This is a genomic window from Kitasatospora sp. NPDC054939 (assembly GCF_053610105.1).
In genome coordinates this window covers 13,854-38,816 of sequence record NZ_JBSGXP010000079.1, presented here as the reverse complement: position 1 = coordinate 38,816, position 24,963 = coordinate 13,854, and the positions used below count along the sequence as shown (strand labels likewise).

Annotated in this window: 22 protein-coding genes and 1 riboswitch; of the genes, 9 read left to right on the top strand and 13 right to left on the bottom strand. The window is 73.6% G+C overall.

The features are described from left to right. Positions 1-120: 120 nt before the first annotated feature. On the bottom strand, positions 121-1,284 hold the full coding sequence (locus ACWGB8_RS22270; RefSeq protein ID WP_452215290.1) for an acyl-CoA dehydrogenase family protein: 1,164 nt from the start codon (positions 1,282-1,284) through the stop codon (positions 121-123). Positions 1,285-1,492: 208 nt separating this feature from the next. Here ACWGB8_RS22270 and ACWGB8_RS22265 point away from each other — a divergent pair, with 208 nt between their 5' ends. Further along, a complete protein-coding gene (locus tag ACWGB8_RS22265) occupies positions 1,493-2,092 on the top strand; it encodes a uridine kinase family protein (protein ID WP_452215289.1) in 600 nt (199 codons plus the stop codon). 451 nt (positions 2,093-2,543) lie between these two features. Further along, positions 2,544-4,565 (top strand): AAA family ATPase, encoded by a 2,022-nt coding sequence (locus ACWGB8_RS22260; RefSeq protein WP_452215291.1) that lies wholly within the window; start codon positions 2,544-2,546, stop codon positions 4,563-4,565. 68 nt (positions 4,566-4,633) lie between these two features. On the opposite strand, the gene ACWGB8_RS22255 is transcribed toward ACWGB8_RS22260, so the two are convergent. The 10 genes from ACWGB8_RS22255 to ACWGB8_RS22210 form a co-directional block, all read right to left on the bottom strand. Then, positions 4,634-5,617 (bottom strand): NAD-dependent epimerase/dehydratase family protein, encoded by a 984-nt coding sequence (locus ACWGB8_RS22255; RefSeq protein WP_452215288.1) that lies wholly within the window; start codon positions 5,615-5,617, stop codon positions 4,634-4,636. 118 nt (positions 5,618-5,735) lie between these two features. Next, positions 5,736-6,785 (bottom strand): hemolysin family protein, encoded by a 1,050-nt coding sequence (locus ACWGB8_RS22250; protein WP_452215287.1) that lies wholly within the window; start codon positions 6,783-6,785, stop codon positions 5,736-5,738. Continuing rightward, positions 6,782-8,125 carry a hemolysin family protein gene (locus ACWGB8_RS22245; RefSeq protein WP_452215286.1) on the bottom strand — a complete coding sequence of 448 codons (1,344 nt, stop codon included), beginning with the start codon at positions 8,123-8,125 and terminating at the stop codon, positions 6,782-6,784. Before ACWGB8_RS22245 ends, ACWGB8_RS22250 begins: the two co-directional genes overlap by 4 nt. Positions 8,126-8,386: 261 nt before the next feature. Next, the gene (locus tag ACWGB8_RS22240; protein ID WP_452215285.1) at positions 8,387-8,845 is read right to left on the bottom strand and encodes a PH domain-containing protein; all 459 of its coding nucleotides are present in this window, start codon (positions 8,843-8,845) and stop codon (positions 8,387-8,389) included. Between the two features lie 94 nt (positions 8,846-8,939). Then, positions 8,940-9,788: an ATP phosphoribosyltransferase gene (gene hisG, locus ACWGB8_RS22235; RefSeq protein WP_452215284.1), complete on the bottom strand. Its 849-nt coding sequence runs from the start codon at positions 9,786-9,788 to the stop codon at positions 8,940-8,942. 140 nt (positions 9,789-9,928) lie between these two features. After that, positions 9,929-10,201 carry a phosphoribosyl-ATP diphosphatase gene (locus ACWGB8_RS22230; protein ID WP_030306151.1) on the bottom strand — a complete coding sequence of 91 codons (273 nt, stop codon included), beginning with the start codon at positions 10,199-10,201 and terminating at the stop codon, positions 9,929-9,931. A gap of 183 nt (positions 10,202-10,384) precedes the next feature. After that, on the bottom strand, positions 10,385-10,855 hold the full coding sequence (ribH, locus tag ACWGB8_RS22225) for a 6,7-dimethyl-8-ribityllumazine synthase (RefSeq protein WP_452215283.1): 471 nt from the start codon (positions 10,853-10,855) through the stop codon (positions 10,385-10,387). A 121-nt stretch (positions 10,856-10,976) separates the two neighbouring features. Continuing rightward, positions 10,977-12,233 (bottom strand): bifunctional 3,4-dihydroxy-2-butanone-4-phosphate synthase/GTP cyclohydrolase II, encoded by a 1,257-nt coding sequence (locus ACWGB8_RS22220; RefSeq protein WP_452215282.1) that lies wholly within the window; start codon positions 12,231-12,233, stop codon positions 10,977-10,979. Further along, positions 12,230-12,871 (bottom strand): nicotinamide mononucleotide transporter family protein, encoded by a 642-nt coding sequence (locus ACWGB8_RS22215; RefSeq protein WP_452215281.1) that lies wholly within the window; start codon positions 12,869-12,871, stop codon positions 12,230-12,232. Before ACWGB8_RS22215 ends, ACWGB8_RS22220 begins: the two co-directional genes overlap by 4 nt. Continuing rightward, positions 12,868-13,554: a riboflavin synthase gene (locus tag ACWGB8_RS22210; RefSeq protein WP_452215280.1), complete on the bottom strand. Its 687-nt coding sequence runs from the start codon at positions 13,552-13,554 to the stop codon at positions 12,868-12,870. Before ACWGB8_RS22210 ends, ACWGB8_RS22215 begins: the two co-directional genes overlap by 4 nt. Before the next feature lie 181 nt (positions 13,555-13,735). Further along, a riboswitch (FMN riboswitch) is annotated at positions 13,736-13,863 on the bottom strand. Between the two features lie 276 nt (positions 13,864-14,139). On the opposite strand from ACWGB8_RS22210, the gene ACWGB8_RS22205 reads away from it, so the two are divergent. Continuing rightward, positions 14,140-14,388: an SCO4226 family nickel-binding protein gene (locus ACWGB8_RS22205; protein ID WP_452215279.1), complete on the top strand. Its 249-nt coding sequence runs from the start codon at positions 14,140-14,142 to the stop codon at positions 14,386-14,388. Positions 14,389-14,526: 138 nt separating this feature from the next. Here the strand turns inward: ACWGB8_RS22205 and ACWGB8_RS22200 are convergent, their stop codons facing one another. Further along, positions 14,527-14,832 (bottom strand): antibiotic biosynthesis monooxygenase family protein, encoded by a 306-nt coding sequence (locus tag ACWGB8_RS22200; protein ID WP_452215278.1) that lies wholly within the window; start codon positions 14,830-14,832, stop codon positions 14,527-14,529. Between the two features lie 276 nt (positions 14,833-15,108). Between ACWGB8_RS22200 and ACWGB8_RS22195 the strand changes: the two genes are divergently transcribed. Beyond that, complete coding sequence (locus ACWGB8_RS22195) at positions 15,109-15,804, top strand: MSMEG_1061 family FMN-dependent PPOX-type flavoprotein (protein ID WP_452215277.1); 696 nt, start codon at positions 15,109-15,111, stop codon at positions 15,802-15,804. A 111-nt stretch (positions 15,805-15,915) separates the two neighbouring features. Here ACWGB8_RS22195 and ACWGB8_RS22190 read toward each other — a convergent pair whose 3' ends face one another. Next, positions 15,916-17,064: an RNA-guided endonuclease InsQ/TnpB family protein gene (locus ACWGB8_RS22190; protein WP_452215276.1), complete on the bottom strand. Its 1,149-nt coding sequence runs from the start codon at positions 17,062-17,064 to the stop codon at positions 15,916-15,918. A 175-nt stretch (positions 17,065-17,239) separates the two neighbouring features. On the opposite strand from ACWGB8_RS22190, the gene ACWGB8_RS22185 reads away from it, so the two are divergent. The 5 genes from ACWGB8_RS22185 (at position 17,240) to ACWGB8_RS22165 (ending at position 24,954) form a co-directional block, all read left to right on the top strand. Further along, positions 17,240-17,437, top strand: a complete 198-nt coding sequence (locus tag ACWGB8_RS22185) for a transposase (protein WP_452215275.1) — start codon at positions 17,240-17,242, stop codon at positions 17,435-17,437. Between the two features lie 129 nt (positions 17,438-17,566). Next, the gene (locus tag ACWGB8_RS22180) at positions 17,567-18,010 is read left to right on the top strand and encodes an HIT family protein (protein WP_452215274.1); all 444 of its coding nucleotides are present in this window, start codon (positions 17,567-17,569) and stop codon (positions 18,008-18,010) included. A 340-nt stretch (positions 18,011-18,350) separates the two neighbouring features. Next, complete coding sequence (locus ACWGB8_RS22175; RefSeq protein ID WP_452215273.1) at positions 18,351-19,463, top strand: glycoside hydrolase family 19 protein; 1,113 nt, start codon at positions 18,351-18,353, stop codon at positions 19,461-19,463. 163 nt (positions 19,464-19,626) lie between these two features. Beyond that, the gene (locus tag ACWGB8_RS22170) at positions 19,627-20,715 is read left to right on the top strand and encodes a serine hydrolase domain-containing protein (protein ID WP_452215272.1); all 1,089 of its coding nucleotides are present in this window, start codon (positions 19,627-19,629) and stop codon (positions 20,713-20,715) included. A 612-nt stretch (positions 20,716-21,327) separates the two neighbouring features. After that, the gene (locus ACWGB8_RS22165) at positions 21,328-24,954 is read left to right on the top strand and encodes a SpoIIE family protein phosphatase (RefSeq protein ID WP_452215271.1); all 3,627 of its coding nucleotides are present in this window, start codon (positions 21,328-21,330) and stop codon (positions 24,952-24,954) included. Positions 24,955-24,963 lie beyond the last annotated feature (9 nt).

Sequence of the window (24,963 nt, the reverse complement as noted above, 5' to 3'; positions counted from 1 at the left end):
GCTCCGCACCACGGAGCGGCGCCCGGCGGTGGTTTCCGGGGCGCCGGAGGCCCGGGCCGGCCGCCGGGCCCCGCGGTCGGCCCTTCGGGAGGGCTCTTCGGCCGGGCCGCGCGGTCGGGCTCAGCCCTTCGTGAGGTGGCGGCCGATCACCAGGCGCTGGATCTGGTTGGTGCCCTCGACGATCTGCAGCACCTTGGCCTCGCGCATGTAGCGCTCGGCCGGGAAGTCCTGGGTGTAGCCGTAGCCGCCGAGGACCTGCACGGCGTCGGTGGTGACCCGCATCGCGGTGTCGGTGCAGAACAGCTTGGCCATCGCCGCCTCCTTGGAGAACGACAGCCCGGCGTCCCGGCGGCGGGCGGCGGCCAGGTAGAGCGCGCGGCCGGCCTCGATCTGGGTCGCCATGTCGGCGAGCATGAACGACAGGCCCTGGAAGTCGGCGATCGGCCGGCCGAACTGGCGGCGGGTGCCGGCGTACTCGACGGCCTGGTCGAGCGCGGCCTGCGCCACCCCCACCGCGCAGGCGGCGATGCCGAGGCGGCCGGAGTCCAGCGCGGCGAGCGCGATCTGGAAGCCCTGGCCCTCGCTGCCGACCAGCCGCTCGCGGGCGACCCGGGCGCCGTCGAAGTGCAGCTGCGCGGTCGGCGAGGAGCGCATACCCATCTTGTGCTCCGGCGGCGCCGCGGACAGGCCGGGCTGGTCGCCGGGCACCAGCAGGCAGCTGATCCCCCGGGCGCCGTCCTCGCCGGTGCGCACCAGCGCGCTGTAGAAGTCCGCCTGCCCGCCGTGGGTGATCCACGCCTTGGTGCCGCTGACCACGTACTCCTCGCCGTCCAGGTCCGCGCGGGTGCGCAGCGCGGCGGCGTCCGAGCCGGACTGCGGCTCGGAGAGGCAGTACGCGCCGAGCTGCTCGCCGGAGAGCATGCCGGGCAGCCAGGCGGAGCGCTGCTCGTCGGTGCCGAAGGTGGCCAGCGCGTGGCAGGAGAGGGTGTGCACGGAGACGCCGAGGCCGACCGCGAGCCAGCCGGCGGCCAGCTCCTCCAGCACCTGCAGGTAGACCTCGTAGGGCTGCTCGCCGCCGCCGTACTGCTCCTCGTACGGGAGGGAGAGCAGGCCGGCGCCGCCGAGGGTGCGGAAGACCTCGCGCGGGAAGCGGCCGGCGGCCTCGTCCTCGGCCGCGCGGGGCAGCAGCTCGCGCTGGACGAGGTCGCGGGTGAGGCTCAGGAGTTCCCGGGCCTCCTCGCTCGGCAGCTGGCGGTCCACGGCTTTGGCGGCGGCGGGAGTCATGGCGGCTGTCGCCTCTCGATCGGGCGGCGGTCCCCGGTGTGGCGGGCCCGGCGCGGGGTGTGGCGGGTGGTCCCGACCGGCACCGGGTTGCGGTGAACGGTCGTTCACAGGCGTGGCGAAGTGAGTATGCCCGATCCCGGCGCCGCCGTCACGAGCTGGGGGTCATCACTGTCCGTAGTGGAGTGCGGGCCGCCGTACAGTGGCCGGTGTGGCTGCTTCCCCCGACGACCTGACCCTGCTCGCCGCCGAACTGCGCGCCCTGGCGCCCTCCTGCGGTCCGGTGCGGCTGGTCGCGGTGGACGGGCACGCCGGCTCGGGCAAGACCACCTTCGCGGCCCGGCTCGCCACCGTGCTCGGCGGCGCACCGGTCGTCCACCTCGACGACCTCGCCACCCACGCCGAGCCGTTCGGCTGGACGGAGCGGCTGCGCGCCCAGGTGCTGGAGCCGCTGGCGGCGGGCCGCGACGCCGCGTACGAGGTGTACGACTGGACGCTGCGCCGCTTCGCCTCGGTCGCCGCGGTGCCGGTGGCTCCGGTGGTGCTGGTGGAGGGGGTCGGCGCGGGGCGGCTGGCGGTGCGGCCGTGGCTGGCGCGGCTGGTCTGGATGGAGCTGGACGCGACGGTGGCTCGCCGGCGCGGGGAGCAGCGGGACGGGCCGGGGCTGGCGGAGTTCTGGGTCGGCTGGGCGCGGGCCGAATCGGCGCATTTCGCCGTCGATCCGAGCCGCCCGCACGCCGCCACCCGGGTCGACGGAGTGACCGGTCGGATCGCGCCGCACACCGTCGGTGAACCTTCAACAAGCCCTTGACCTGCGGTATCGCCAGGAACTAGGTTCTCCCACGTCGCCGGATCGCAGGATCGGGCGGCCCCCGAACGCGGCATCTCCGGCTTGTTCCCCCGTGAGCCGGAGATGCCGCCCCCCGCTCCCCCGACGGGCCCCGGCGATCACCGGGCGGCCCGCCCCCGCGGCCGCCCCGGGCGCCCAACCCCCGCGCCGCCGATCGCATTTGACCCGGCGTAGCACCCTTCCGGATCAGCTCCGCGCCGGTACGATTCCAGGCAGGCGCATAGGCGTCCCGGGGGGACCCCGACCACCGGCAGGCTCTGCGCGGACTCCCGTGTCCCCTGCAGAGCGGCCGTCGGCCGGGCCCCGATGCACACCGCGGGGGGCGTGAGTGACGACGGTGGACAGTTCCGACAGCAACAACGCGGGCGGCCAGGACATCAACCGGCTCGCCGACCGCGCCTGGCTGCGCGCCATGGACGCCTACACGGCCGGGGCGTACGCCCGCGCCGAGGAGGAGTTCCGCGCGGCCGTCCGGCTGGATCCGGGGATGGCCGACGCCTGGCTCGGCCTGCACGCCCTGCGCAGCGACACCTCGGGCGCACTGCTAGCCATGCACCGGAACCAGAAACGTTTCGGCGAACAGCGCAGACGCCATCGGCGGCCCCTCAGCTCCTGGTACTGGCTGGGCTGGTGGGTGCAGCCGGTGCTGGAGGACGCCCGCGACCTCGCCCTCGCCCACGCCTCGCACTGGCTGGACGGCCGGCACCTGCCCGAGCTGGACCGGGCGCTGGAGCAGTGCCCGCCCGCCGCCGAGGACGCCTCGGTGCGCTTCCTGCACGCCTGCCGCTCCTACCTCGTCAAGGACTGGGAGCGGCTGGTACGGGACACCGAGCGGCTGCTCGACGACCCGCTGCTCGGCATCGAGGCCGGGCTGTTCGCCGGGATGGCGCGGGTCCGGCTGGACATGTGCGCCCAGGCCCAGGCCCCGCTGGCCGCCTCCCTCGCCCGCTGCCGCTCCGAGCAGCCGCAGCGCAAGGAGCTGCGCTACTGGCTGGCCCGGGCGTACGAGGGGGCCGGGCGCAGCGCCGCCGCACTGCCGCTCTACCGCGCGGTGCACCGGGCCGACCCCGGGTTCATGGACACCGCGGCCCGGCTGGCGGCGATCTCGGCCGAGGACGCCCTCGCCGACGCCCTGCTGGACGCCCCCGCGGCGGGCCGGGAGACCGCGCTGCCGACCGGGGCCGACGAGGCCTTCGACGCGGTGGCGTACCTGCCGGGGCTGCCCGCGGGGGCGTACGCGCAGGACCTCGAGGACATCGAGGACCTGGCCGGGCCGGTGGGACCGGAGGCACTGCTCGACGAGGGCCCGCTCGGAGAGGACGCGGGCGAGGAGCCCTGGCCGGCGGGCGCCCGGCCCGAGGGCGCCGCGCCGGAGGAGGCCGCGGGCGGGGACACCGCGCCCGGGGAGGCCGCACCCGGGAAGACCGCCGGCGGGGCCGCGCCGCCGCAGGGGGCCGGGGAGCGCTCGGCCTCCGGGCGCCCGGGCGCCGCCTCCCCCGCACCCGGCCCGGTCGGCGCAGCCGCCGCGACGGCCAGCGCCGCGCCCCCGCGGACGGCCGAGACGCCCGGCGGGGAGCGGGAGTTGGACGCAGCTCTCGCCGAACTCTCGCTGATGGTGGGCCTGGAGCCGGTGAAGCGGCAGGTGCGGGCGCTCTCCGCCCAGCTGCGGATGGCCGGACTCCGCGCCGAACAGGGGCTGCCGGTGCAGCCGCCGAAGCGGCACTTCGTCTTCTCCGGACCGTCCGGGACCGGCAAGACCACCGTGGCCCGGATCCTCGGCCGGGTCTTCCACGCCCTCGGCCTGCTCTCCGGCGACCACCTGGTGGAGGCCCAACGAGCCGATCTGGTCGGCGAGTTCCTCGGACAGACGGCCGTGAAGGCGAACGAGCTGATCGACTCCGCACTGGACGGCGTGCTCTTCATCGACGAGGCGTACAGCCTCTCCAACTCCGGCTACAGCAAGGGCGACGCGTACGGCGACGAGGCGCTGCAGGTGCTGCTGAAGCGGGCCGAGGACAACCGCGACCGGCTGGTGGTGATCCTGGCCGGCTACCCGGAGGGCATGAACCGCCTGCTCGCCGCCAACCCCGGCCTGAACTCCCGCTTCACCACCCGGGTCGACTTCCCCAGCTACCGGCCCGGCGAGCTGACCGCGATCGGCGCGGCCCTCGCCGGCCGGGACGGTGACGGCTGGGACGAGGACGCGGCCGAGGAGCTCGCCTCGATCTGCACCCACGTGGTGCGCGAGGGATGGATCGACCAGCTGGGCAACGGCCGCTTCATCCGCACCCTGTACGAGAAGTCCTGCGCCTACCGGGACCTCCGGCTCTCGCTGCTGCGCGAACCGCCCGGCCGGGAGGACCTGTCGACCCTGCGGCTGCCGGACCTGGTCCAGGCGTACGGGGAGCTGATCGACGGCCGCCCGGGGTTCTGAGCGGCGTCCGTGGCGGTGGTGGTGGTGTGCTGGGGGCGCGCAATCGGTCCGCCGCGCCCCCCACCACCTCAGCCCGCGAGCAGCCGGGCCTCGCGCTCGGCGTCCAGGCCGACGGCCGGGCGGTCCGGCCGCTGCGGGGCGGTACCGCCGATGGAGCGCAGCCACGCCCAGGTGTCGGCGACGGTCTCCGCGACCGGCCGGCAGCGCAGACCGGCGGCCACCGCGCGGGACACGTCGCCGGCGTGCATGGTGTCGTACAGCTCGCCCGGCGGGATCCAGACCGGCAGGTCGTTCCAGGCCTCGACGCCCGCGGCGAGGATGCGCTCCGGGTCGGTCCAGCGAAGTTCGGCGCCCGAGCCGGTGGCGGCGACGCAGGCCTCCAGCAGCTCGCGCGTGGTCGTGTGCCCGGCCGGGCTCACCACGTTGAAGGTGCCGCCGAGCCCGTTCGCCAGCCCGTCCAGCGTCCACTCGGCGAGGTCCCGGACGTCGATGTACTGGAGCGGCAGGTCGGCGGGGCCGGGGGCGAGCACCGGGCCGCCGCGGGCGGCGCGGCCGAGCCACCAGGGCAGCCGGCCGATGTTCTCGTACGGGCCGAGGATGAGGCCGGCGCGCACCAGCAGCGCGCGCTCCCCGTAGGCCTCCAGCGCCGCCAGTTCGCCGCCGCGCTTGGCCTCCGCGTACGCGGCCTCCGTGTCGTCCGGCGAGCCGTCGACCACCGGGGCGTCCTCGTCCGCGCCGGCCGGGGTCGGGTAGGCGTACACCGAGCGGCTGGACACGTACGCGTACCGGGGGACGCGCCCGGCCAGCAGCCGGGCGCTGTCGCGGACCGCCGCGGGGGCGCCCGACCAGGTGTCCACCACCGCGTCCCACGCGCCCCCGGCGAGGGCGGCGAGCCCGCCCCCGGCCGTCCGGTCCCCGTGCAGCACCGCCGTTCCGGCGGGCGCGGGGTGGGCACCCCGGTGGAAGACGGTCACCTCCCACTCCCGTGCCAGGGCCGCCTCGGCGACCGCGCGACCGACGAACTCCGTACCACCCAGTATCAGAAGCCTCATGCCGACCACCCTGCCCCCGGGCGGTCGGCGGCGGAACGGCCGCACGCTCACAGCGGAATCGCCGAGAGCTGAAAGCGCGTCAGCCGACCGACGCCACCGCAGACCGGCCCGCAGCGGGTCAGGCCGCCGCCGGCCGGTGGTCGGGGTCGTACACCTCGCCGACCAGCTCCTCGACGACGTCCTCCAGGGTGACCGCGCCGAGGGTGCGGCCGTCCTGGTCGACGACGGCGGCGAGGTGGCAGGCGGCCCGGCGCATCGCGCCGAGCGCGTCGTCCAGCGGGAGGGTGCCGCGCAGGACGGTGATCGGCCGCCACAGCCGGGCCGGGACGGGCGCCTCGGGGTCGTCGACGTCCAGGATGTCCTTGACGTGGAGGTAGCCCAGGTAGCCGTGGGCGGCCGGGTCGCCGTCGGTGACCGGGAAGCGCGAGAAGCCGGTCCGCAGCGCGAGTTCCTCGATCTGCGCCGCGGTGACCCCGGTGTCGACGGTGACCAGCTCCGCGGGCTCCAGCAGGACGTCGGTGACCGGGCGGCGGCCCAGTTCGAGGGCGTCCTCCAGGCGCTCCTGGCGCTCCTCGTCGAGCAGGCCGGCGTCCCGGGAGTCGGCGAGCAGGTACATCAGCTGCTCGGTGGTGAAGACCGACGCGACCTCGTCCTTGCCCTCCACCCGGAACAGTTTGAGGACGCCGTTGGCGAAGGCGTTCAGGACGGCGATCACCGGGGCGAGCCAGCGGGCCAGCCGGTCCAGCGGCGGGCCCAGCCAGAGCGCGGCCCGCTCCGGACCGGCCAGCGCCATGTTCTTGGGCACCATCTCGCCCATCACCATGTGCAGGTAGATCACCACCGCGAGGGCGATCCCGTACGAGAGCGGGTGCATCAGGCCCTCGGGGAGGCCGAGCGCGTGGAAGGGGCCCTCCAACAGGTGGGCGATGGTCGGCTCGGCGAGCGCGCCGAGGCCCAGCGAGCAGACGGTGATGCCGAGCTGGGCGGCGGCCAGCATCGCGGAGACGTTGGAGAGCGCGTGCAGCACCGTGCGGGCCCGCCTGTTGCCCGCCTCGGCGAGGGGTTCGATCTGGCTGCGGCGCACCGAGACGACGGCGAACTCGGCGCCGACGAAGAAGGCGTTGCCGAGCAGCAGCAGGAGGGCCGCGGCCAGCTGGAGCGCGGTCACCGGGCACCGTCCTCACCGGCGCCGTACACCGGGTGGCCGGCGGTGCGTTCGATCCGCACCCGGCTGGTGCGGTGCCGCTCCACGGCCTCCACGGTGAACCGCCAGCCGGGAAGCACGGCCTGCTCGCCCGGGTCGGGCAGCTTGCCGAGCAGGCCCGCCACCAGCCCGGCCAGCGTCTCGTACGGGCCCTCCGGCGCGTACAGGCCGATGGCCGCCAACTGGTCGGTCCGGGCCCGGCCGTCCGCCGCCCAGACCGGCCGGCCGTCCACCGGGGGCAGAGCCACCAGTTCGGTGGTGTCGGCGGGGTCGTGCTCGTCCAGCACCTCGCCGACGATCTCCTCGACGATGTCCTCCACGGTGACCACGCCGGCCGTGCCGCCGTACTCGTCGACCACGATCGCCATCGGCTGCCGGCGGCGCAGCCGGTCGAGCAGGACCTCGGCGGGCAGCGTCTCGGGCACCAACAGTGGCGGCCTGGCGAGTTCGCCGACGCGCACCCGCGAGCGCAGCTCGGCCGGGACCGCCAGCGCGTCCTTGAGGGTGACGGTGCCGGCGACCTCGTCCAGGCTCTCGGCGTAGACCGGGAAGCGGGAGAGTCCGGTGGCCCGGGTCAGGTTGAGGACGTCGGCGGCGCTCGCGTCACGCTGGAGCGCGGCGACGTCGACCCGCGGGGTCATCACGGACTCGGCGGTCAGGTCACCCAGGCCCAGGGTGTTGACGAACAGGGTCGCCGACTCCTCGTCCATCGCCCCGGCGCGCGCCGAGTGCCGGGCCAGCGACACCAGTTCGGCGGGCGTGCGGGCGTGGCCCAGCTCCTCCTGCGGCTCGATGCCGAAGGCCCGGACGGTGCGGTCGGCGGAGCCGTTGAGGGCGCTGATCAGCGGACGGCAGACCAGCGCGAACGCCATGTGCGGGGCCGCCACCGCGCGGGCCACCTGGAGCGGTCGGGAGATCGCCCAGTTCTTCGGGACCAGCTCGCCGATCACCATCTGGACCACGGTCGCCAGCAGCATGCCGACCACCACGGCCGCACCGCGGGCGGCACCGTCGGACAGGCCCATGCCGGTCAGCACGGGCTTCAGCAGGACGGACACGGCCGGTTCCGCGAGCATGCCGACCACCAGCGAGGTGGCGGTGATGCCCAGCTGCGCGCCGGAGAGTTGGAAGGACAGGTGGCGCAGTGCCCCGGCGACCCGGCGTGCCTTGCCGTCACCCGCCTCGGCGGCGCGCTCCACCTCGCCCCGCTCGACGGTCACGAAGGCGAACTCGGCGGCCACGAACAGGCCGTTGGCGAGGATGAGCAGCAGGGCGGCGAGCAGCAGCAGCCAGGCGGTGATCACGGTGCCGCCTGCCTTCCGGTGGCCGGAAGTGGGGCGGCGCGGGCACTACCGGACGGATCGTCCATCGAGAGGGGGTGTCACTCCTCAGGTTGTTCCGGAGGGGCTCTTTCGGGCACCGAGGACCCCGGGGCGCCCCACTTCAACCAGCGTAGACGATACCGGCGCACCGCCCGGGGGCCTGTTGCGGCCCGCCGCCGGGAGTCCGGGGGCGGCGGGGGCAGCAGGGGCGCGGGTGGGAGTGGGGGCGCGGAGGCTGCGGCGTCAGCGCCCGGCGGGGCGGCTCTCGACGGCGGCCCGCTGCTCGACCAGGTCGCGCAGCGTGCGGGCGTCCGAGATGGCGTTGTCCTTGCCCACGCCGTGTTGGATCCCGACGGTGGCGAGCGAGGTGCCGTCGGCCAGGTCCAGGCTCGCCCACGGGTCGCCCTGGCGGAAGTTGACCTTGACGATCTCCGCCCAGGCCAGCCGGCGGCGGCGGACGAAGTTGACCACGGTGACGCCCTCGGCATCGGCGGTCACCCGCGGCCGGGCCAGCATCAGGCCCACCCCGGCGAACAGCAGTCCGCTGGTCACCAGCATGATCCGGTCGTTGATCTGCCAGTTCTCCGGCAGGGCGACGGCGATCACGACGAACATCACCACCAGCAGCGCGCAGACCGGCAGCAGCACGGCCCGGGTGCGGCGCGGGGCGAAGGTGACGGGAAACTCGACGGGCGTGGACACGGGGTGGTTCTCCAAGGAACGGGGCGGGGACGCACCTCGCGTCCCCGCCCTATTGAACCGCTGTTTAGCTCCGCGCCCGACGGCGGGGCAGCCGTCAGAGGCGACAGGCGTGGATGTTGGTGACCAGGATGGCGCGGGCGCCGATGCCCCACAGGTCGTCCATGATCCGCTGGGCCTCCTTGCGGAGCACCATCGAGCGGACGGCCACCCAGCCCTCGGTGTGCAGCGGGGAGACGGTCGGCGACTCCAGGCCCGGGGTGAGCGCGACGGCGGCGCCCACCTGCTCGGCGCGGATGTCGTAGTCCATCAGCACGTACCGGCGGGCCACCAGCACGCCCTGCAGGCGGCGCAGGAACTGCTCGACCGCCGGGTCCTCGCCCGCGCCCTTGGGGCGGATCACCACGGCGTCGGAGACCAGGATCGGGTCGCCGAACACCTCCAGGCCCGCGTTGCGCAGGCTGGTGCCGGTCTCCACCACGTCGGCGATCACGTCGGCGACGCCCAGCTGCACGGCGGTCTCCACCGCACCGTCCAGCTTGGTCACGGTGGCCTTCACCCCGTGGTCGGCGAGGTGCTGCTCGACCAGCCCGGTGTACGAGGTGGCGATCCGCAGGCCCTCCAGGCCCTGCACGTCCTTGACGTCGACGCCCTCGGGGCGGGCGAAGCGGAAGGTGGAGCCGCCGAAGCCGAGGGCCAGCACCTCCTCGGCGTTGGAGTGCGAGTCCAGCAGCAGGTCGCGGCCGGTGATGCCGACGTCCAGGCGGCCGGAGCCGACGTACACCGCGATGTCGCGCGGACGCAGGAAGAAGAACTCGACCTGGTTGTCCGGGTCGACGAGGACGAGCTCCTTGGCGTCCTTGCGCTGGCGGTAGCCGGCCTCATGCAGCATCTCCGCCGCGGGACCCGAGAGAGAACCCTTGTTGGGGACGGCGATGCGCAGCATGGGAGGTCGGTTCCTTACCTGTCGGGGCCGGGAGAGCGGGGTGTGCGGGTGGTGCGGGTATGCAGGCGGTGCGGGTGCAGCGGGTACGCGGGGCGTACGGGCCGGTGGTGGTGGTGCGGGCCGGTGGTGGTACGGGCCGGTCAGAGGTACTTGTAGACGTCGTCGAGCGTCAATCCACGGGCGACCATCATCACCTGAAGGTGGTAGAGGAGCTGGGAGATCTCCTCGGCGGTCTGCTCGTCCGACTGGAACTCGGCGGCCATCCAGACCTCGGCGGCCTCCTCGACGACCTTCTTGCCGATCGCATGGACGCCCTGCTGGACGAGCTGCGCGGTACGGGAGGACGAGGGGTCGCCGGTGGCGGCCTTCTGCTGGAGCTCGGTGAAGAGCTCCTCGAATGTCTTCGAAGCCATGATGCGCCCCACCTTACGGCGTGCGGGCTGACGGGCGGTAAACGATTCCGGACCGTGGACAGTCCGGTGGACGTCCACGGTCCGGGAGCGCGGCGCACGCCACGGGCCGCATGCGCGGGCGCGCGTCGGCGGGTTCCGGGCGTGGTTCGGCGGGTGCGGGCACGGATCGTGCGCGCAGCCGGCTCAGAGCGCGCGCAGCACCGCGGCGGTCGCGACGGCGGCGGTGACCGCCTCGTGGCCCTTGTCCTCGGCGGAGCCGGGCAGGCCCGCACGGTCCAGCGCCTGCTGCTCGTCGTCGCAGGTCAGCACGCCGAAGCCGACCGGCACGCCGGTGTCGGTGCTGACCTGGGTGAGGCCGACGGTGGCGGCCTGGCAGACGTAGTCGAAGTGCGGGGTGCCGCCGCGGATGACCACACCGAGGGCGATCACCGCGTCGTAGCCCTTGTCCGCGAGCCGCTTGGCGGCGACCGGCAGCTCGAAGGTGCCGGGCACCCGGACCACGGTCGGCTCGGCGATGCCCAGCTCCTTCAGAGCCCGGTGGGCACCGTCCAGCAGGCCGTTCATCACCTGGTCGTGCCACTGGGCGGCGATCACGGCGACCTTGAGGTCGGCGGCGTTGTCGATGGTCAGCTGGGGGGCTCCGTGGCCGCTCATGCGCTGTTCCTTTCGGTGGTTCGGTCGGTGGGGTGGTCCGGGACCGGTGGTGCGGTGGCCTGCGGTGCGGTTCGGCCTGCGGGTCGGCGGCCAGCGGGTCGGCGGGTCGGCGGCCGGTGGGTCAGGAGCCGAGGCCGGGCAGGTCGTGGCCCATCCGGTCGCGCTTGGTCTGGAGGTAGCGCAGGTTGTGCTCACCCGGCGTGGTCTCCACCGCCTCGCGCCCCTTGACCTTGAGGCCGTGCTCGGTGAGTGCCGTCTGCTTCTCCGGGTTGTTGGTGAGCAGCGTCAGCGAGCGCACCCCGAGGTCGCCGAGCATCTGCGCGCCGATGCTGTAGTCGCGGGCGTCCGCGGGCAGGCCCAGGTCGAGGTTGGCGTCGACGGTGTCGCGGCCCTGCTCCTGCAGCTCGTAGGCGCGCAGCTTGTGGGCCAGGCCGATGCCGCGGCCCTCATGCCCGCGCAGGTAGAGCACCACACCGCGGCCGGCGGCGGCGACCCGCTCCAGCGAGGCCTGCAGCTGGGGGCCGCAGTCGCAGCGCAGGGAGCCGAAGACGTCCCCGGTCAGGCACTCGGAGTGGACGCGGACCAGCACGTCCTCGCCGTCCGGCAGCCGTCCCTCGGCGTCCAGGCCGCCCGCGACCAGGGCGAGGTGCTCGACCCCGTCGATGGTGCCCTTGTAGCCGACCGCGGTGAACTCCCCGTACGCGGTGGGCAGCGCGGTGACGGCCGCCCGGTCGACGTGCAGCTCGGTGCGGCGGCGGTAGGCGATGAGGTCCTCGATGGAGACGATCGCCAGGCCGTGCTCGCGGGCGAAGGCGACCAGCTCCGGCAGCCGGGCCATGCTGCCGTCGTCGTTGACCACCTCGGCGATCGCACCGGCCGGGGGCAGCCCCGCCAGCCGGGCGAGGTCCACGGCCGCCTCGGTGTGGCCCGGGCGGACCAGCACGCCGCCCTCGACGGCGCGCAGCGGGAAGACGTGGCCGGGCCGGGTCAGGTCGCCCGCCTCGGTACCGGACGAGGCCAGCAGCCGGACCGTACGGGCCCGGTCCGCGGCCGAGATGCCGGTGGAGACGCCGTCCCTGGCATCGACCGAGACCGTGTACGCGGTGCCCTTGCGGTCCTCGTTGACCTGGGTCATCGGGGGGAGCTTGAGGCGGTCCAGCTCGTCGCCGGTCATCGGGACGCAGATCACGCCGGAGCTGTAGCGGATGGTGAAGGCCATCAGCTCGGGGGTGGCGGCCGAGGCGGCGAAGACGATGTCGCCCTCGTTCTCGCGGTCCTCGTCGTCGACCACGACGACCGCGCGGCCGAGCGCGATGTCGGCGATGGCCCGCTCGACCGGGTCGAGCACGAGGTCGGCGTCGGTGGGGTGGGTGCTCATGCGGAGGCTCCCTGAAGGACGTTGGCGATCGAGGTGCGGGCGGTCCGGGTGCTCAGCCACCAGGAGCGGAGGCCCAGCAGCACCAGGACGAAGTAGACGGAGTAGGTGAGGCCGGAGAAGACCAGGCCGTTGTCGAAGGCGAGCGGGACGCCGACCAGGTCGACGGCGATCCAGGCGAACCAGAACTCGACCCAGCCGCGGGCCTGCGCGACCATCGCGGACAGCGTGCCGACGAAGATGTACGCGTCCGGCCAGGCGTCCCACGACAGGTGCGGGAACAGCTCGAAGAGCCCGCCGACGGCCAGCGTGCCGACCGCGGTGCCGGCGATCAGCAGCGCGCGCTCCCGGCCGGTGGCGAACCGCACCCGCAGCTCCGCGCCCTTCCGGCCGCGCTGCCACTGGGTCCAGCCCCAGATCGCGGCGAGGACCACGACGACCTGCTTGCCGACGCCGCCGCTGAGGTGCGCGGACCAGTAGGCGCCCACCAGGACGACACCGGAGAGCAGTTGGACCGGCCAGGTGAGCCGCGAGCGGCGCCAGCCGAGGGCGAGGGCGGTCAGGCCGAGCAGGTTGCCGACGATGTCGGAGCGGTAGACGTCCTGGCCGAGCAGGTGGACGGTCCCGTTGAGCCAGTTCACTCGGTCGCTCCCGGGGTCGCTGCGGGATCGGCGATGCCGGGGGTCCCGGGGAGGGTACGGGCGTCGAGCAGGCGCTCGACGTACTTGGCGAGCACGTCCACCTCAAGGTTGACCGGGTCGCCGACGGCCTTGGCGCCGAGCGTGGTCAGTTCGAGCGTGGCCGGGATCAGCGAGACGGTGAAGGAGTCCAGCGCCGCCTCGACCACGGTGAGGCTCACGCCGTCCACGGTGATCGAGCCCTTCTCCACCAGGTAGCGGCTGATGGACTGCGGCAGCGAGAAGCGCAGCACCTCCCAGCGCGGGTTGCCGTCGGCGTCGAGGTCACCGGGCGCCCGGGAGAGCAGCGCGCCGGTGGCGTCCACGTGTCCCTGGACGAGGTGCCCGCCGAGCCGGGCGCCGAGCGCCATCGCGCGCTCCAGGTTGACCCGGGAGCCCTCCGCCAGCGCGCCGAGGCTGGAGCGGTGCAGCGTCTCGGCCATCACGTCGGCACTGAACTCACCGGTACCGGCAGCCAGTTGCTCGGGAGTGTCGACCACGGTCAGGCAGACGCCGTTGACCGCGATGGAGTCGCCGTGGCGGGCGTCCCGACAGACCACCGGGCCGCGCAGGCGAATACGCGAGGAGTCGCCGATCTCCTCGATCGACACGACCTCGCCGAGCTCTTCGATGATGCCGGTGAACACCCGGGTTCTCCTCGCGCTTGGGGCGCGGACTCCGGGGCGGCATGGGAGAGGACACGGACGGGCACGGAGACACGGACACCGGTGGACCGCCCGGGCGTCGAACGCCGAGGAGAGCCCTGCTGCCGTGCACACCACTCCCCGGGGCCCGTCGCGGGGCCGCGGGTACTGCTCTTCGTCCGCCCGCGCACGCCTCCCATCCGGACTTTAACCGTCGGTCCAGGAATTTCACCTGGTCAACCGGCCGCTGGCTGCGGACGGGTCGCGGACTGTAACCGCCGGTTCGGATTTTCACCGACCCCGGAGTGCGCTGAACGTCACTGCTACTTCTGCCGTCATTCTGCCATGATCCGCGAGACCTGAGGGAGAGCCTTCCGCTGTGGTCTGTTTCACGCGGGACGCGGGAATGGGCGGCACGGGGCGGTCCGGGCGTACGACGGCGGGCTGTTCGGCGGCGGGTTGTTCGGTCGTGCGGGGACGGGCCGATCGGGCGCGCGGCGGTCCGGTGGCGGGCCCGGGTGCGGCAGGCGCAGGCTGGTGGTAGGGGCCGGCACCGGTCGGCCCCAGGCTCCGGGAGGTGCAGGGGCGATGCCGAAGTTCATGGACGTCCACCACGGCATGGTCGGGATCACCGACGAACAGCTGCGCGCGGCCCACCGCGCCGACCTCGCGATCGAGGGCGACGAGCGCGTGCACTTCGAACAGGCCTGGGCCGACCCCGAGTCGGGCACCGTCTACTGCCTGTCCGAGGCGCCCTCCAAGGAGGCCGTGCAGCGCATCCACGAGCGCACCGGCCACCCGGCGGACGAGATCCACCCCGTACCGCTGATGGTCTGAGGCCGCTCCGCGCACCGGTTCGCGGGGAGTTCCGCGGCGCGGGGAGTTCCGCGGTCGGTTCCTTATGCGCGGGTTTCCGGGGGCTCCGGCTCGGGGCTCCCGGGGTCCTGGGGGTCGGCCGCGGGTCCCGGGCCCGGGTCAGCCGGTGGGGACCGCCGTGAAGTGGGTGACCTGCGGGGGATGGGCGAGGTAGCGCAGTTCGCCCTCCGCCCAGACCGGCCTGATCCGCCACATCGGCCCCGCGTACCCGCGCAGCGCGTCCTCGTCCCGCCAGCGGCTCATCACCACCACCCGGTGCGCGTCCTCGCCCAGCGACCGCAGCAGTTCGCCGCCCAGACAGCCGTCCGTCCGCCCGAGCTGCGGGATCACCTGCGAGGCCAGCAGGGCACAGAACTCCTCGATGTGCCCTGCCATGACCTGGGCGGTCCAGATCCTCACGATCACGGTCACCACCTCCCACGGGAGCCCATGGCCCCATTATCGACGCAGAACCGCTGGTGGCGAGGGGTACGGAGCCTTTGTCCGAGCGGGCCGGCACCCCCTTCGGACCGGCGCGGCACCTGTTGTCCGACCGGCGCGGCACCCGCTGCCCGAGGGGTGGGGCGATCTGTGCGCGAGGGGTACGGAACCCGGTGCGCGAGACGTACGGATCGCGGTGCGCGAGACGTACGGATCGCGGTGCCCGACGGCCGCGCAAGGGGGCTCGGTTAGATTTCCGGCATGACCATCACACCGGAGTCCGCCCTTTCGTCAATTCGCCCGCCGGACACCTCGGACAGCCTCTTCGCCGCGCTCGCCGCCGACGCCGTCCGCGACGCCGGACAGCTGCGCGAGATCTACGAGCAGCCCAGCGAACTCGTCCGACGCAAGCAGGTCGACCGGATCCACGACGTCGCCCGACAGCTGATCGCCTGCGCGTCCCTGGTCTTCGTCGCCTCGGCCGACGCCGAGGGCACCTGCGACGTCTCCCCGCGCGGCGGCCCCGCCGGCCTGGTCTCCGTCCTCGACGAGCGCACCCTCGCGATCCCCGACGCCACCGGCAACAAGCGGCTCGACACCCTGCACAACATCCTGGACACCGGCCGGGTCGGCCTGATCTTCGTCGTGCCCGGCCGCGACACCACCCTGCGGATCAACGGCCGCGCCTGCGTCTCCACCGACCCGCGCCTGCTGGAGCAGCTCACGGCCGTCGGGAAGCCCCCGCGCAGCGCCATCGTGATCGGCGTGGAGGAGGTCTACTCCCACTGCCCCAAGGCGTTCCTGCGCAGCTCCGCCTGGAAGCCCGAGAACTGGCTCGCCAAGGACGCCCAGCCCAGCTCCGCCGAGGTCACCCTCTCCCACCTGCGGGACCCGTCGCTCACCATCGAGGCGATCGAACAGGCCGAGCGGGAGTCGGTGCTCTACCGGTACGATTGACATCCTCCCCGGCCTAAGGGCCGGGGATTCCCGCCTGCTCCCACACGAGCCGTGTGGGTCGCTTCGGGTGGGTTCCTGCTTCGCTGCGCGGTGCGGGCACGGATGCCCGTCTTACCTGCGCTCCACAGGCCGACACGGCCAGTCCGGCCGCCTTGGCGACGTTGATCGCCGCGTTGATGTCCCGGTCCAGGACCGCACCGCACCGCACGCCCTGCACGTCCACACGCGGACGTGCAGGGGCTTCGGGCCGTCCTTGACGCCGCACTGCGAGCACACCTGGGAGGTCGGCTCGAACCGGCCGATCTTCACGAAAGTGCGCCCGTACCGGGCGGCCTTGTACTCCAGCATGCTCACGAACGCCGGCCATCCGGCATCGTGCACGGACTTTGCCAGGCGCGTGCGGGCGAGCCCCTTCACCGCCAGGTCCTCCACAGCGACCGCTTGGTTCTCGCGGATCAGCCGGGTGGAGAGCTGGTGGTGGAACTCGAGGCGCGCATCCGCGACACGGGCGTGTGCCCGTGCGACTCGGATCCCGTCCTTGTCCCTGTTCCTGCTGCCCTTCTCCTTGCGGGAGAGAACGCGCTGGGCCTTCTTCAGGCGCTTCTCCGCCCGGCGCAGGACGCGCGGGCTGTCGACCCTGGTCCCGTCGGAGAGGACCGCGAAGTGCCCGAGCCCGAGGTCGATGCCCAGCTCGGGCGTCGTCTGCGGCAGCACCTCCTCAGGGCCGGTCTCCACGACGAACGACGCGAAGTACCGGCCCGCCGCGTCCTTGACCACGGTCGCAGTGGACGGCGTCGACGGCAGGGAGCGGGACCACTTCACCTTGAGGTCGCCGATCTTCGGCAGGCGCAGCTTCCCGCCCGGCGTGATGGACCAGCGGGCGTTGGCGGTGAAGCGGACGGCCTGCCGGGTGTCCTTGCGGGACTTGTACCGGGGCGCGCCCATACGCGGGCGTTTGCCCTTCAGCCCGTCGAAGAAGTTCCGGTACGCCGCGTCCAGGTCGCGCAGGGACCGCTGGAGGACCACCGCCGAGACCTCGCCGAGCCACGCCCGCTCGGGGGTGTTCTTCGCCTCGGTGATCAGTTGCTTCGACAGGTCGGCGGTCCTCGGGAACGGCAGCCCTTCGCTGCGGGCGGTCTCCCGAGCGCGCAGCGCGTCGTTGTAGACCACCCGCGCGCACCCGAACGCCCGTGCCAACGCCATGCACTGACCGGCACTCGGATACAGGCGGAAGCCATACCGAAGCTGCACACGGATCACGATGCACAGTCGGATCACGGGTATCGGCGAGAACATTCACACCGGCTGCCACTGCGTCCTCCACATGCACGTCCACTCGAATCTCGTGACTCCGGCACCGTCCTCACCACCCGGCGCCTGACCGCGGCGCGAGGAGATCACGCGGGCCGCGTGCGAGGACTTCGAGGCCGAGCCGGTGGAGTTCAACGGCGAGGCCGACCACGTCCACCTGCTGGCGAACCTCCCGCCGAGGGTCGCCGCGCCCGGGCTGGTGCGCTCCCACACGGGCGCGTCCTCGCGCAAGCTCAGCCAGGAGCTCCCCAACCTCGTCCGCCACGCGGACACAGCACCTGTGGTCCGGCTCGCACTTCGCCGGGTCGGTCAGATCGGATAGCGGTGGAGCAGCGCTACGCGTGGCCGGGACACGGACCGCACACCCGTGACGTCGGCGTGCCCGCCCATCTGCCGCACTCGGCCGCCGGCCGGGTGGCGGGGGCGCTCCGGCGGCGGCTGAATGGAGCGCGTGGACTGTGTCTTCTGTGCCGTCGCCGCCGAACAGGAACCCGCGCACCTGGTGCTCGCGGACGACATCGCCGTCGCCTTCCTCGACCGCCGACCGCTGTTCCCCGGGCACGTCCTGGTGGTGCCACGGGCCCACCACCGCACATTGGGCGATCTCCCCGCGGCGGAGGTGGGCCCGTTCTTCCTGCGGGTACAGCGGGTGGCCTCCGCCGTCGAGCACGGACTCGGGGCGGCCGGCAGCTTCGTCGCGGCCAACAACCGGATCAGCCAGTCGGTCCCGCACCTGCACGTCCACGTGGTGCCGCGCAATCCCAAGGACGGACTGCGCGGCTTCTTCTGGCCGCGGACACGCTACGCCGACGAGGCGGCCGCGGCCGAGGTCGCCCGGCGCCTGCGCGAGGCCCTGGACGCGGCGGCGGGTGGCCGGGGGGCCGGCGGCGGGTAGCCGGGGTAGCCGGCGTCGGGGTGGGTCGGGGTGGCAGGGGGCGGCCGAGGCGGGTCGGGGTGGCCGGGGTGGTGACGGGCGGGCCCCGATGACCGCCGCCCGCGGGCAACGCCCTTTCAGGGGTGCCGAGATGGGGCAAACCGGACGCAGGACGCCGAAACCGGCCGGACCCCCTTGACAGGTATAGACCATTCCGCTTGAGTCTTCGACGACCCCGTACCGGCCCGCACCCCGGTCGGCCCGTCCCCCACGACGAGCCCCCACGCGGGGTCGGCGGTCTCCCTGCTGCCGAGTCCATGTCCCACGACCGTGCGGCCCCCACCGCACAAGGGGTGATCGAGTGTCAACGAAACGCATCCTCGCGCTGCTCGCCGCCGTGGCGACGGCCCTGGCGATCGCGGTGCTGCTGCCCGCCTCCGCCGCCAACGCCGCAGCCTGCTCCGCCCCCTGGAACGCCGGCACCGCGTACACCGGCGGAGCCTCCGTCTCGTACAGCGGGCACAACTGGACCGCCAAGTGGTGGACCCAGAACGAGACGCCCGGCAACGGCGGTTCGGGCGTCTGGTCCGACCAGGGCGTCTGCGGCGGCGGCTCCACCGGGAGCCCGACCCCGTCCCCGACCAACCCCGACGGCTGCACCTTCCCGACCTGGGTCGCCGGGCGCGCGTACACCGCCGGCCAGGTCGTCCGGTACGCCCCCAACGGCATCAACTACCGCGCGCTGCACGACAACCCGGGCTACGATCCGACCATCAGCACCTGGTACTGGACCCCGCAGCCGTGCGACCCGTTCCCGACCGCGACCCCCACCTCCACCACGACCGCCAACCCCGGCACCTTCCCGGTCAGCGAGGCGCAGTTCAACCAGATGTTCCCGAACCGGAACACCTTCTACACCTACCGCGGCCTGCTGGACGCCCTCAAGGCGTACCCCGCCTTCGCCGGAACCGGCAGCGACACCGTCCGCAAGCAGGAGGCCGCCGCCTTCCTCGCCAACGTCAACCACGAGACCGGCGGGCTGTACTACGTCGTCGAGCAGAACACCGCCAACTACCCGCACTACTGCGACAGTTCCCGCCCCTACGGCTGCCCCGCCGGGCAGGCCGCGTACTACGGGCGCGGGCCGATCCAGCTCAGCTGGAACTTCAACTACAAGGCCGCCGGCGACGCCCTCGGCATCGACCTGCTGAACAACCCCAACCTGGTGCAGAACGACCCGGCCGTCGCCTGGAAGACCGCACTCTGGTACTGGAACACCCAGACCGGCCCCGGCACCATGACCCCGCACAACGCCATGGTCAACGGGCACGGCTTCGGTGAGACCATCCGCAGCATCAACGGCAGCCTGGAGTGCAACGGCGGCAACCCCGCCCAGGTCCAGAGCCGGATCAACTCGTACCAGAGCTTCGTGCAGATCCTCGGCACCGTTCCGGGGTCCAACCTGAGCTGCTGAGGCCGCCCGGAAGCCCGTTGGGCCTGCTCCACCGACCGGCCGCGCCGCCGTCCGTACCCGTTCGGGACGGGCGGTGGCGTACCTCCCGCGGAGGACCGGCCGGGCACCGAATCCTCACATCGGCTGACGACGCGCCGGACGCCCGTTCCCTAGGCTCGCCGACATGAGCGATCTTGGCAGCCTGGGCAGGCTGGCGCAGAGCACCACCGACGCCCTCGCGGGGCAGCAGGTGGGAGTGGTCGTCGCCGCGATGGCCGACGACACGGTGGAGATCCGGGGCGCCGGCCGCACCGGCGCCTCCCCCGACGCCACCCCGGGCGGCGACGGCGCACCCGGGGCGGACACCCTGTTCGAAATCGGCTCGGTGACCAAGGTGTTCACCGCCCTCGCCCTCGCCCGCCTCACCCTGGCCGGCCCCACCGAACTGGACGAACCGCTCGCCGACCTCGTCGCCGACGCCATGCCGCCCGGCAGCAGCGTCCCGGCCAAGGGCGGCGAGGCGATCACGCTCAAGCACCTGGCCACCCACACCGCCGGGCTGCCCCGGCTGCCCAAGGGCATGCTGCTGCCCGCCCTGATCACCCCGCACAAGCCCGACCCGTACGCCGACTGCACCACCGACAAGCTGCTCGCCGGACTCGGCAGCACCCGCCTGCGCGCCCGGCCCGGCCACAGCTTCCGCTACTCCAACCTCGGCGCCGGACTGCTCGGCCTCGCCCTCGCCCGGCGGGAGGGCACCACGTTCGAGGAACTCGTCGCCCGCGAGATCTGCCGCCCGCTCGGACTCGACGACACCGTGATCACCGTCGGCGAGGAGCAGGCCGGCCGCCTCGCCCGCGGCCACTCCGCCCGACGCCGACCGGTGGCCCCCTGGCACCTCGCGGACCTCGCCGGCGCAGGTGCCCTGCGCTCCACCGCCGCCGACCTCGCGGTGTTCATGCGCGCGCAGCTCGCGGGCGGCGGCGACGGACCGCTCGCCGCCGCCATCGACCTCAGCCGCGAGGTGAAGCACCGGGTCAACCCCTTCGCCTGGGTCCACCTCGGCTGGCTCGGCCACCGCCTCCACCCGCGCCAGGGCGGCCACCTGCAGATCTGGCACAACGGCGGCACCGGCGGATTCGCCTCGTTCATGGCCTTCGACCCCGAGAAGCAGGTCGGCGTCATCGCCCTCGCCAACACCCGCCGCTCCCCCGACCAACTCGCCATCCGCCTCCTCCGCACCCTCCAACGCGACTACGCCACCACGGCCTGACGAGCGGCAGCCCGGCGGTCGGCGGGCCGGCGGGCCGGCAACGACCCGGCGGCGGACGTGCGCAGGAAGTCGGCCAGGTCGACTTCCTGTGCGGCGCGGGCGCGGAGGCCGCCCCCCGGGAGAATATGCAGACCGGTCTACAGGCAAGCGCCCCGCGCGGAACCGACCGGCAGGCCACTGCGCGAAAAGTCGGCCAGGCCGACTTCCTGCGCGGCCCACCACCCGGGGCCCGGTGCGCCGCGCAGGGCACCACCCGGGGACGGCCACCCGCCAGCGAATATGCAGACCGGTCTACAGATTCTCGACGCAGGAAGTCGGCGTCGCCGGGTTCCTGCGCAGCGCCGCTCCGCGCTGCAAGCAGCGTGGGTCGGCGGGCGGGTTCGGGCGTGCTGTTCGGCCGGGCTCGGCATTATGCAGACCGGTCTACATGTCCTGCCTCGGGGCGCGCGGGGGGTGGGGGCTGCGTGGGAAGATGGCAGGGCTGGTAGACGATCTCCGGGCGGTTCCCTGGCCATGGTGGACGAGCAGCAGGACGCCGGTGGGCGCGGTGGCCCGGTACCGGGCGCCGGGAGCCCGCGTGGTGGTGCGCACGGGCAGCGGGAGGCGTTGCTGATGGTGCCGATCGCCACGGCGCTGATCGAGGCGGACGGCCGCATCCTGCACTGGAGCAACGACGCGGAGGCCCTGCTCGGGTACAGCCCCGAGGAGGCGATCGGCGCACGCGCAGCCCAGTTGCTGGCCTCCGACGAGCAGCGGACGGACGTGCTGGAGCTGTTCCAGGAGATCGTGGACGGCCGCGGCTGGTCCGGGGTGTTCCCGGTGAAGCACCGGGACGGGCACCACGTGAACCTGGAGTTCCGCACCCACCCGATCTCCGGCCCGGGCGGCCGGCCGCTGGTGCTGGCCGTCGCCTCGGACGTGACCACGCTGCGCCGCATCCAGGCGGACCTCGCGGTGCTGGACGGCTTCTTCACGCAGTCCCCGGTCGGCATGTCGGTGTTCGACAGCGAGCTGCGCTTCGTCCGGCTGAACGACGCGCTGGCCCGGGTGAACGGCCTCTCCGTGGACCAGCACCTGGGCCACCGCCTCTCCGAGGTCCTGCCGGGCATCAACGGCGAGGAGAGCGAGGCGGTGATGCGGCGGGTGCTGGAGTCGGGCGAGCCGGTGCTGGACGCCCGCTCCGAGGGCCGCACGCCCAGTGATCCGCGGCACGACCACGCCTGGTCCGCCTCCTACTTCCGACTGGAGGAGCCGGGCGGGCGGGTGCTCGGGGTGAGTTCGACGGTCATCGACATCACCGAGCGGTTCCGTGCGGACGCCCGGGCGGCCCGGGCGCAGGAGCGGCTGTCGCTGCTGGCGGACGCCACCGCCCGGATCGGTACCACGCTCGACCTGCGGCAGACCGCGCGGGAGTTGGCGGATGCGATGGTGCCGAGCGTGGCGGACATCAGCGGGGTGTTCGCGCTGGAGGCGCTGGTCGCCGGGCGGAACGTGGAGCCGTTGGACCCGTCCGCCCCGCAGCAGGTGCGCCGGCTGGCGCTGGCGTCGACGGACCGCAACTACCCGGCCGAGGAGTTGCCGGTCGACGCCGTCTACGAGGTCTCCCCGGACACCCCGTACGCGCGGGCGATGGCGAGCGGGCGGACGGTGGTGGTGCCGTCCTGGGAGCTGCCCCCGCTGAGCGACACGATCACCGAGCACCGCCGCCGCGCCTACCTGGGCGACCGGCCGCGGTCGGTGCGGATCACGCCGCTGGTGGCGCGCGGCACCACGCTGGGCATGGTGGTGTACTCGCGGCGCGGTGAGCGGGAGTCGTTCGCGGCGGCGGACATCACGCTCGGCGACGAGTTGGCCTCGCGGGCGGCCGTGGCGATCGACAACGCCCGGCTGTACCTGCGCCAGCACCAGACGGTCCTGGCCCGCCAGCAGGCGCTGCGCGAGGCGAAGGCCGCGCAGGAACGCCTGGCGCTGGTGAACGCGGCCTCCGCGCGGATCGGCACGACCCTCGATCTCGCCCAGACCGCACGCGAGTTGGCCGAGGTGGCGACGCCGCGGCTGGCGGACGCGGTGGTGGTGGAGGTGCTGGACGACCTGGTCCGCGGGGAGCGTGACGCCCGCCCGTCGGCGGACGGGTCGGCGGTGCTGCGCCGGATGGCCTTCCATGCGTCGGAGGGTTCGACGCTGCAGCCGATCGACCGGGTCGGCGGGGTGCACCGCTTCGAGCCGGGTTCGCCGTACGCGTGGAGCCTGGCGCACCGGCGTCCGGTGCTGGTACCGCGGATGGACGACGCCGGGCTGGCCTGGTTCTCGGACGACCCGGTGCGCACCTCGGCCGTGCGGGAGCAGGGGGTGCAGTCGCTGATGGTGGTGCCGCTGATCGCCCGGGGTTCGGCGGTGGGGGTGGCGGGGTTCTACCGGACGGTGGTGGACCGCCCGTACGAGGAGGACGACCTCGCGCTGGCCGGGGAGTTGGCGGTGCGGGCGGCGGTGTCCATCGACAATGCCCTGCTGTTCACCCGCGAGCGGGACGCGGCGGCCGCCCGGCAGCGCGCGCTGGACGAGGCGTGGGCCGCCCAGCAGCGCCTGTCGCTGCTGAACGAGGCGAGCACCCGGATCGGCACGACGCTCGATCTGCACCGCACCGCCGAGGAGTTGGTGGAGGTGGTGATCCCCCGGTTCGCGGACTTCGTGACGGTGGACCTGCGCGAAGCGGTGCTGAGCGGCGAGGAACCGGGCCCGGTCGGGGACGGTTCGGTACTGATGCGGGCGGTGGCGGTCGGCGAGGTGGGGCCGGACGGCACGATGGCGGCCGCGGCCGACCAGGTGGGCGAGACCTCGATGTCGGCCAAGACCTACGCGGAGAGCCTGCGCACCGGCCGGTCCATCCTGGTGTCGGAGGTGGACGAGACCGCGCTGCAGCGGATCGTCGCCTCGCCGGACCGGGTGCAGCCGGGCCTGGACGCCGGGGTGCACTCGTACCTGATGGTGCCGCTGCTGGCGCGCGGACTGGTGCTGGGCGGCGCCGAGTTCATCCGGATGGGCAATCCGCTGCCGTTCGGCTCGGCGGACCGCGCGCTGGCCGAGGAGTTGGCGGCGCGCACCGCGCTGGCAATGGACAACGGCCGGCTCTACCGGCGGGAGCGGGACACCGCGCTCACCCTGCAGCGCAGCCTGCTCCCGCAGGAGATCCACCGGACGCTGGGCCTGGAGATCGCCTACCGGTACCTGCCGAGCAGTGTGGTGAGCGAGGTGGGCGGCGACTGGTTCGACGTCGTCCCGCTCTCCTCCGGCCGGGTCGCGCTGATCGTCGGGGACGTGATGGGGCACGGTATCCGGGCCGCCGCCACCATGGGCCAACTCCGCACGGTGGCCCGCACGTTGATCACGCTCGACATGGAGCCGGCGCGGGTGCTCGGCCGCTTGGACGAGGCCACCTCGGCGATCGGCGAGGGGCAGTTCGCGACCTGCGTCTGCGCGGTGTACGACCCGATGGACCGCACCGGCACGGCCGCCTGCGCCGGGCACCTGCCGCCGGTGGTCGCGGACGCCGAGGGCGGGGCCCGACTGCTGGAGCTGCCGCCCGGCGCGCCGCTCGGGGTCGGCGGAGTGGCGTTCGAGAGCGTGGAGTTCACGCTGCCCGAGGAGGGCATCCTGGCGCTCTACACGGACGGGCTGGTGGAGCGCCGGGGCCGTGACCTGGACGAGGGTCTTGACCTGCTCTGCCGGACCATCGCCGAACGGCGCGGCTCGCTGGAGCAGACCTGCGACGCCGTCCTGTCCGAACTCACCGGCCGCAGCAGCGAGGACGACATCGCGATCATCATGGCGCAGGCCCGGCCGATCCGGTCGGAGCGGATCGCCACCCTGCCGCTGAGCGGCGACCATGCCATGGTCGCCCACTCCCGACGGTTCACCCGCGACACGCTGGAGGACTGGGGGCTGAACCAGCTCTCCGACTGGGCCGAGCTGTTGACCAGCGAGCTGATCACCAACGCGCTGGTGCACGCCGGTTCGCCCACCCAGCTGCGGCTGTTCTGCAACCGGCTGCTCACCGTGGAGGTGGCCGACGAGGACACCCACGCCCCCCGGATGCGGCGCGCCATGGAGGAGGACGAGGGCGGGCGCGGCATGCATCTGGTGAACGAACTGGCCCACCGCTGGGGCAGCCGCGCCACCCGGCACGGCAAGGTGGTCTGGTTCGAGCTGGAGCTGCCGCCGGGCTTCCCGGTCGTCGGGTAGCGCACGCAG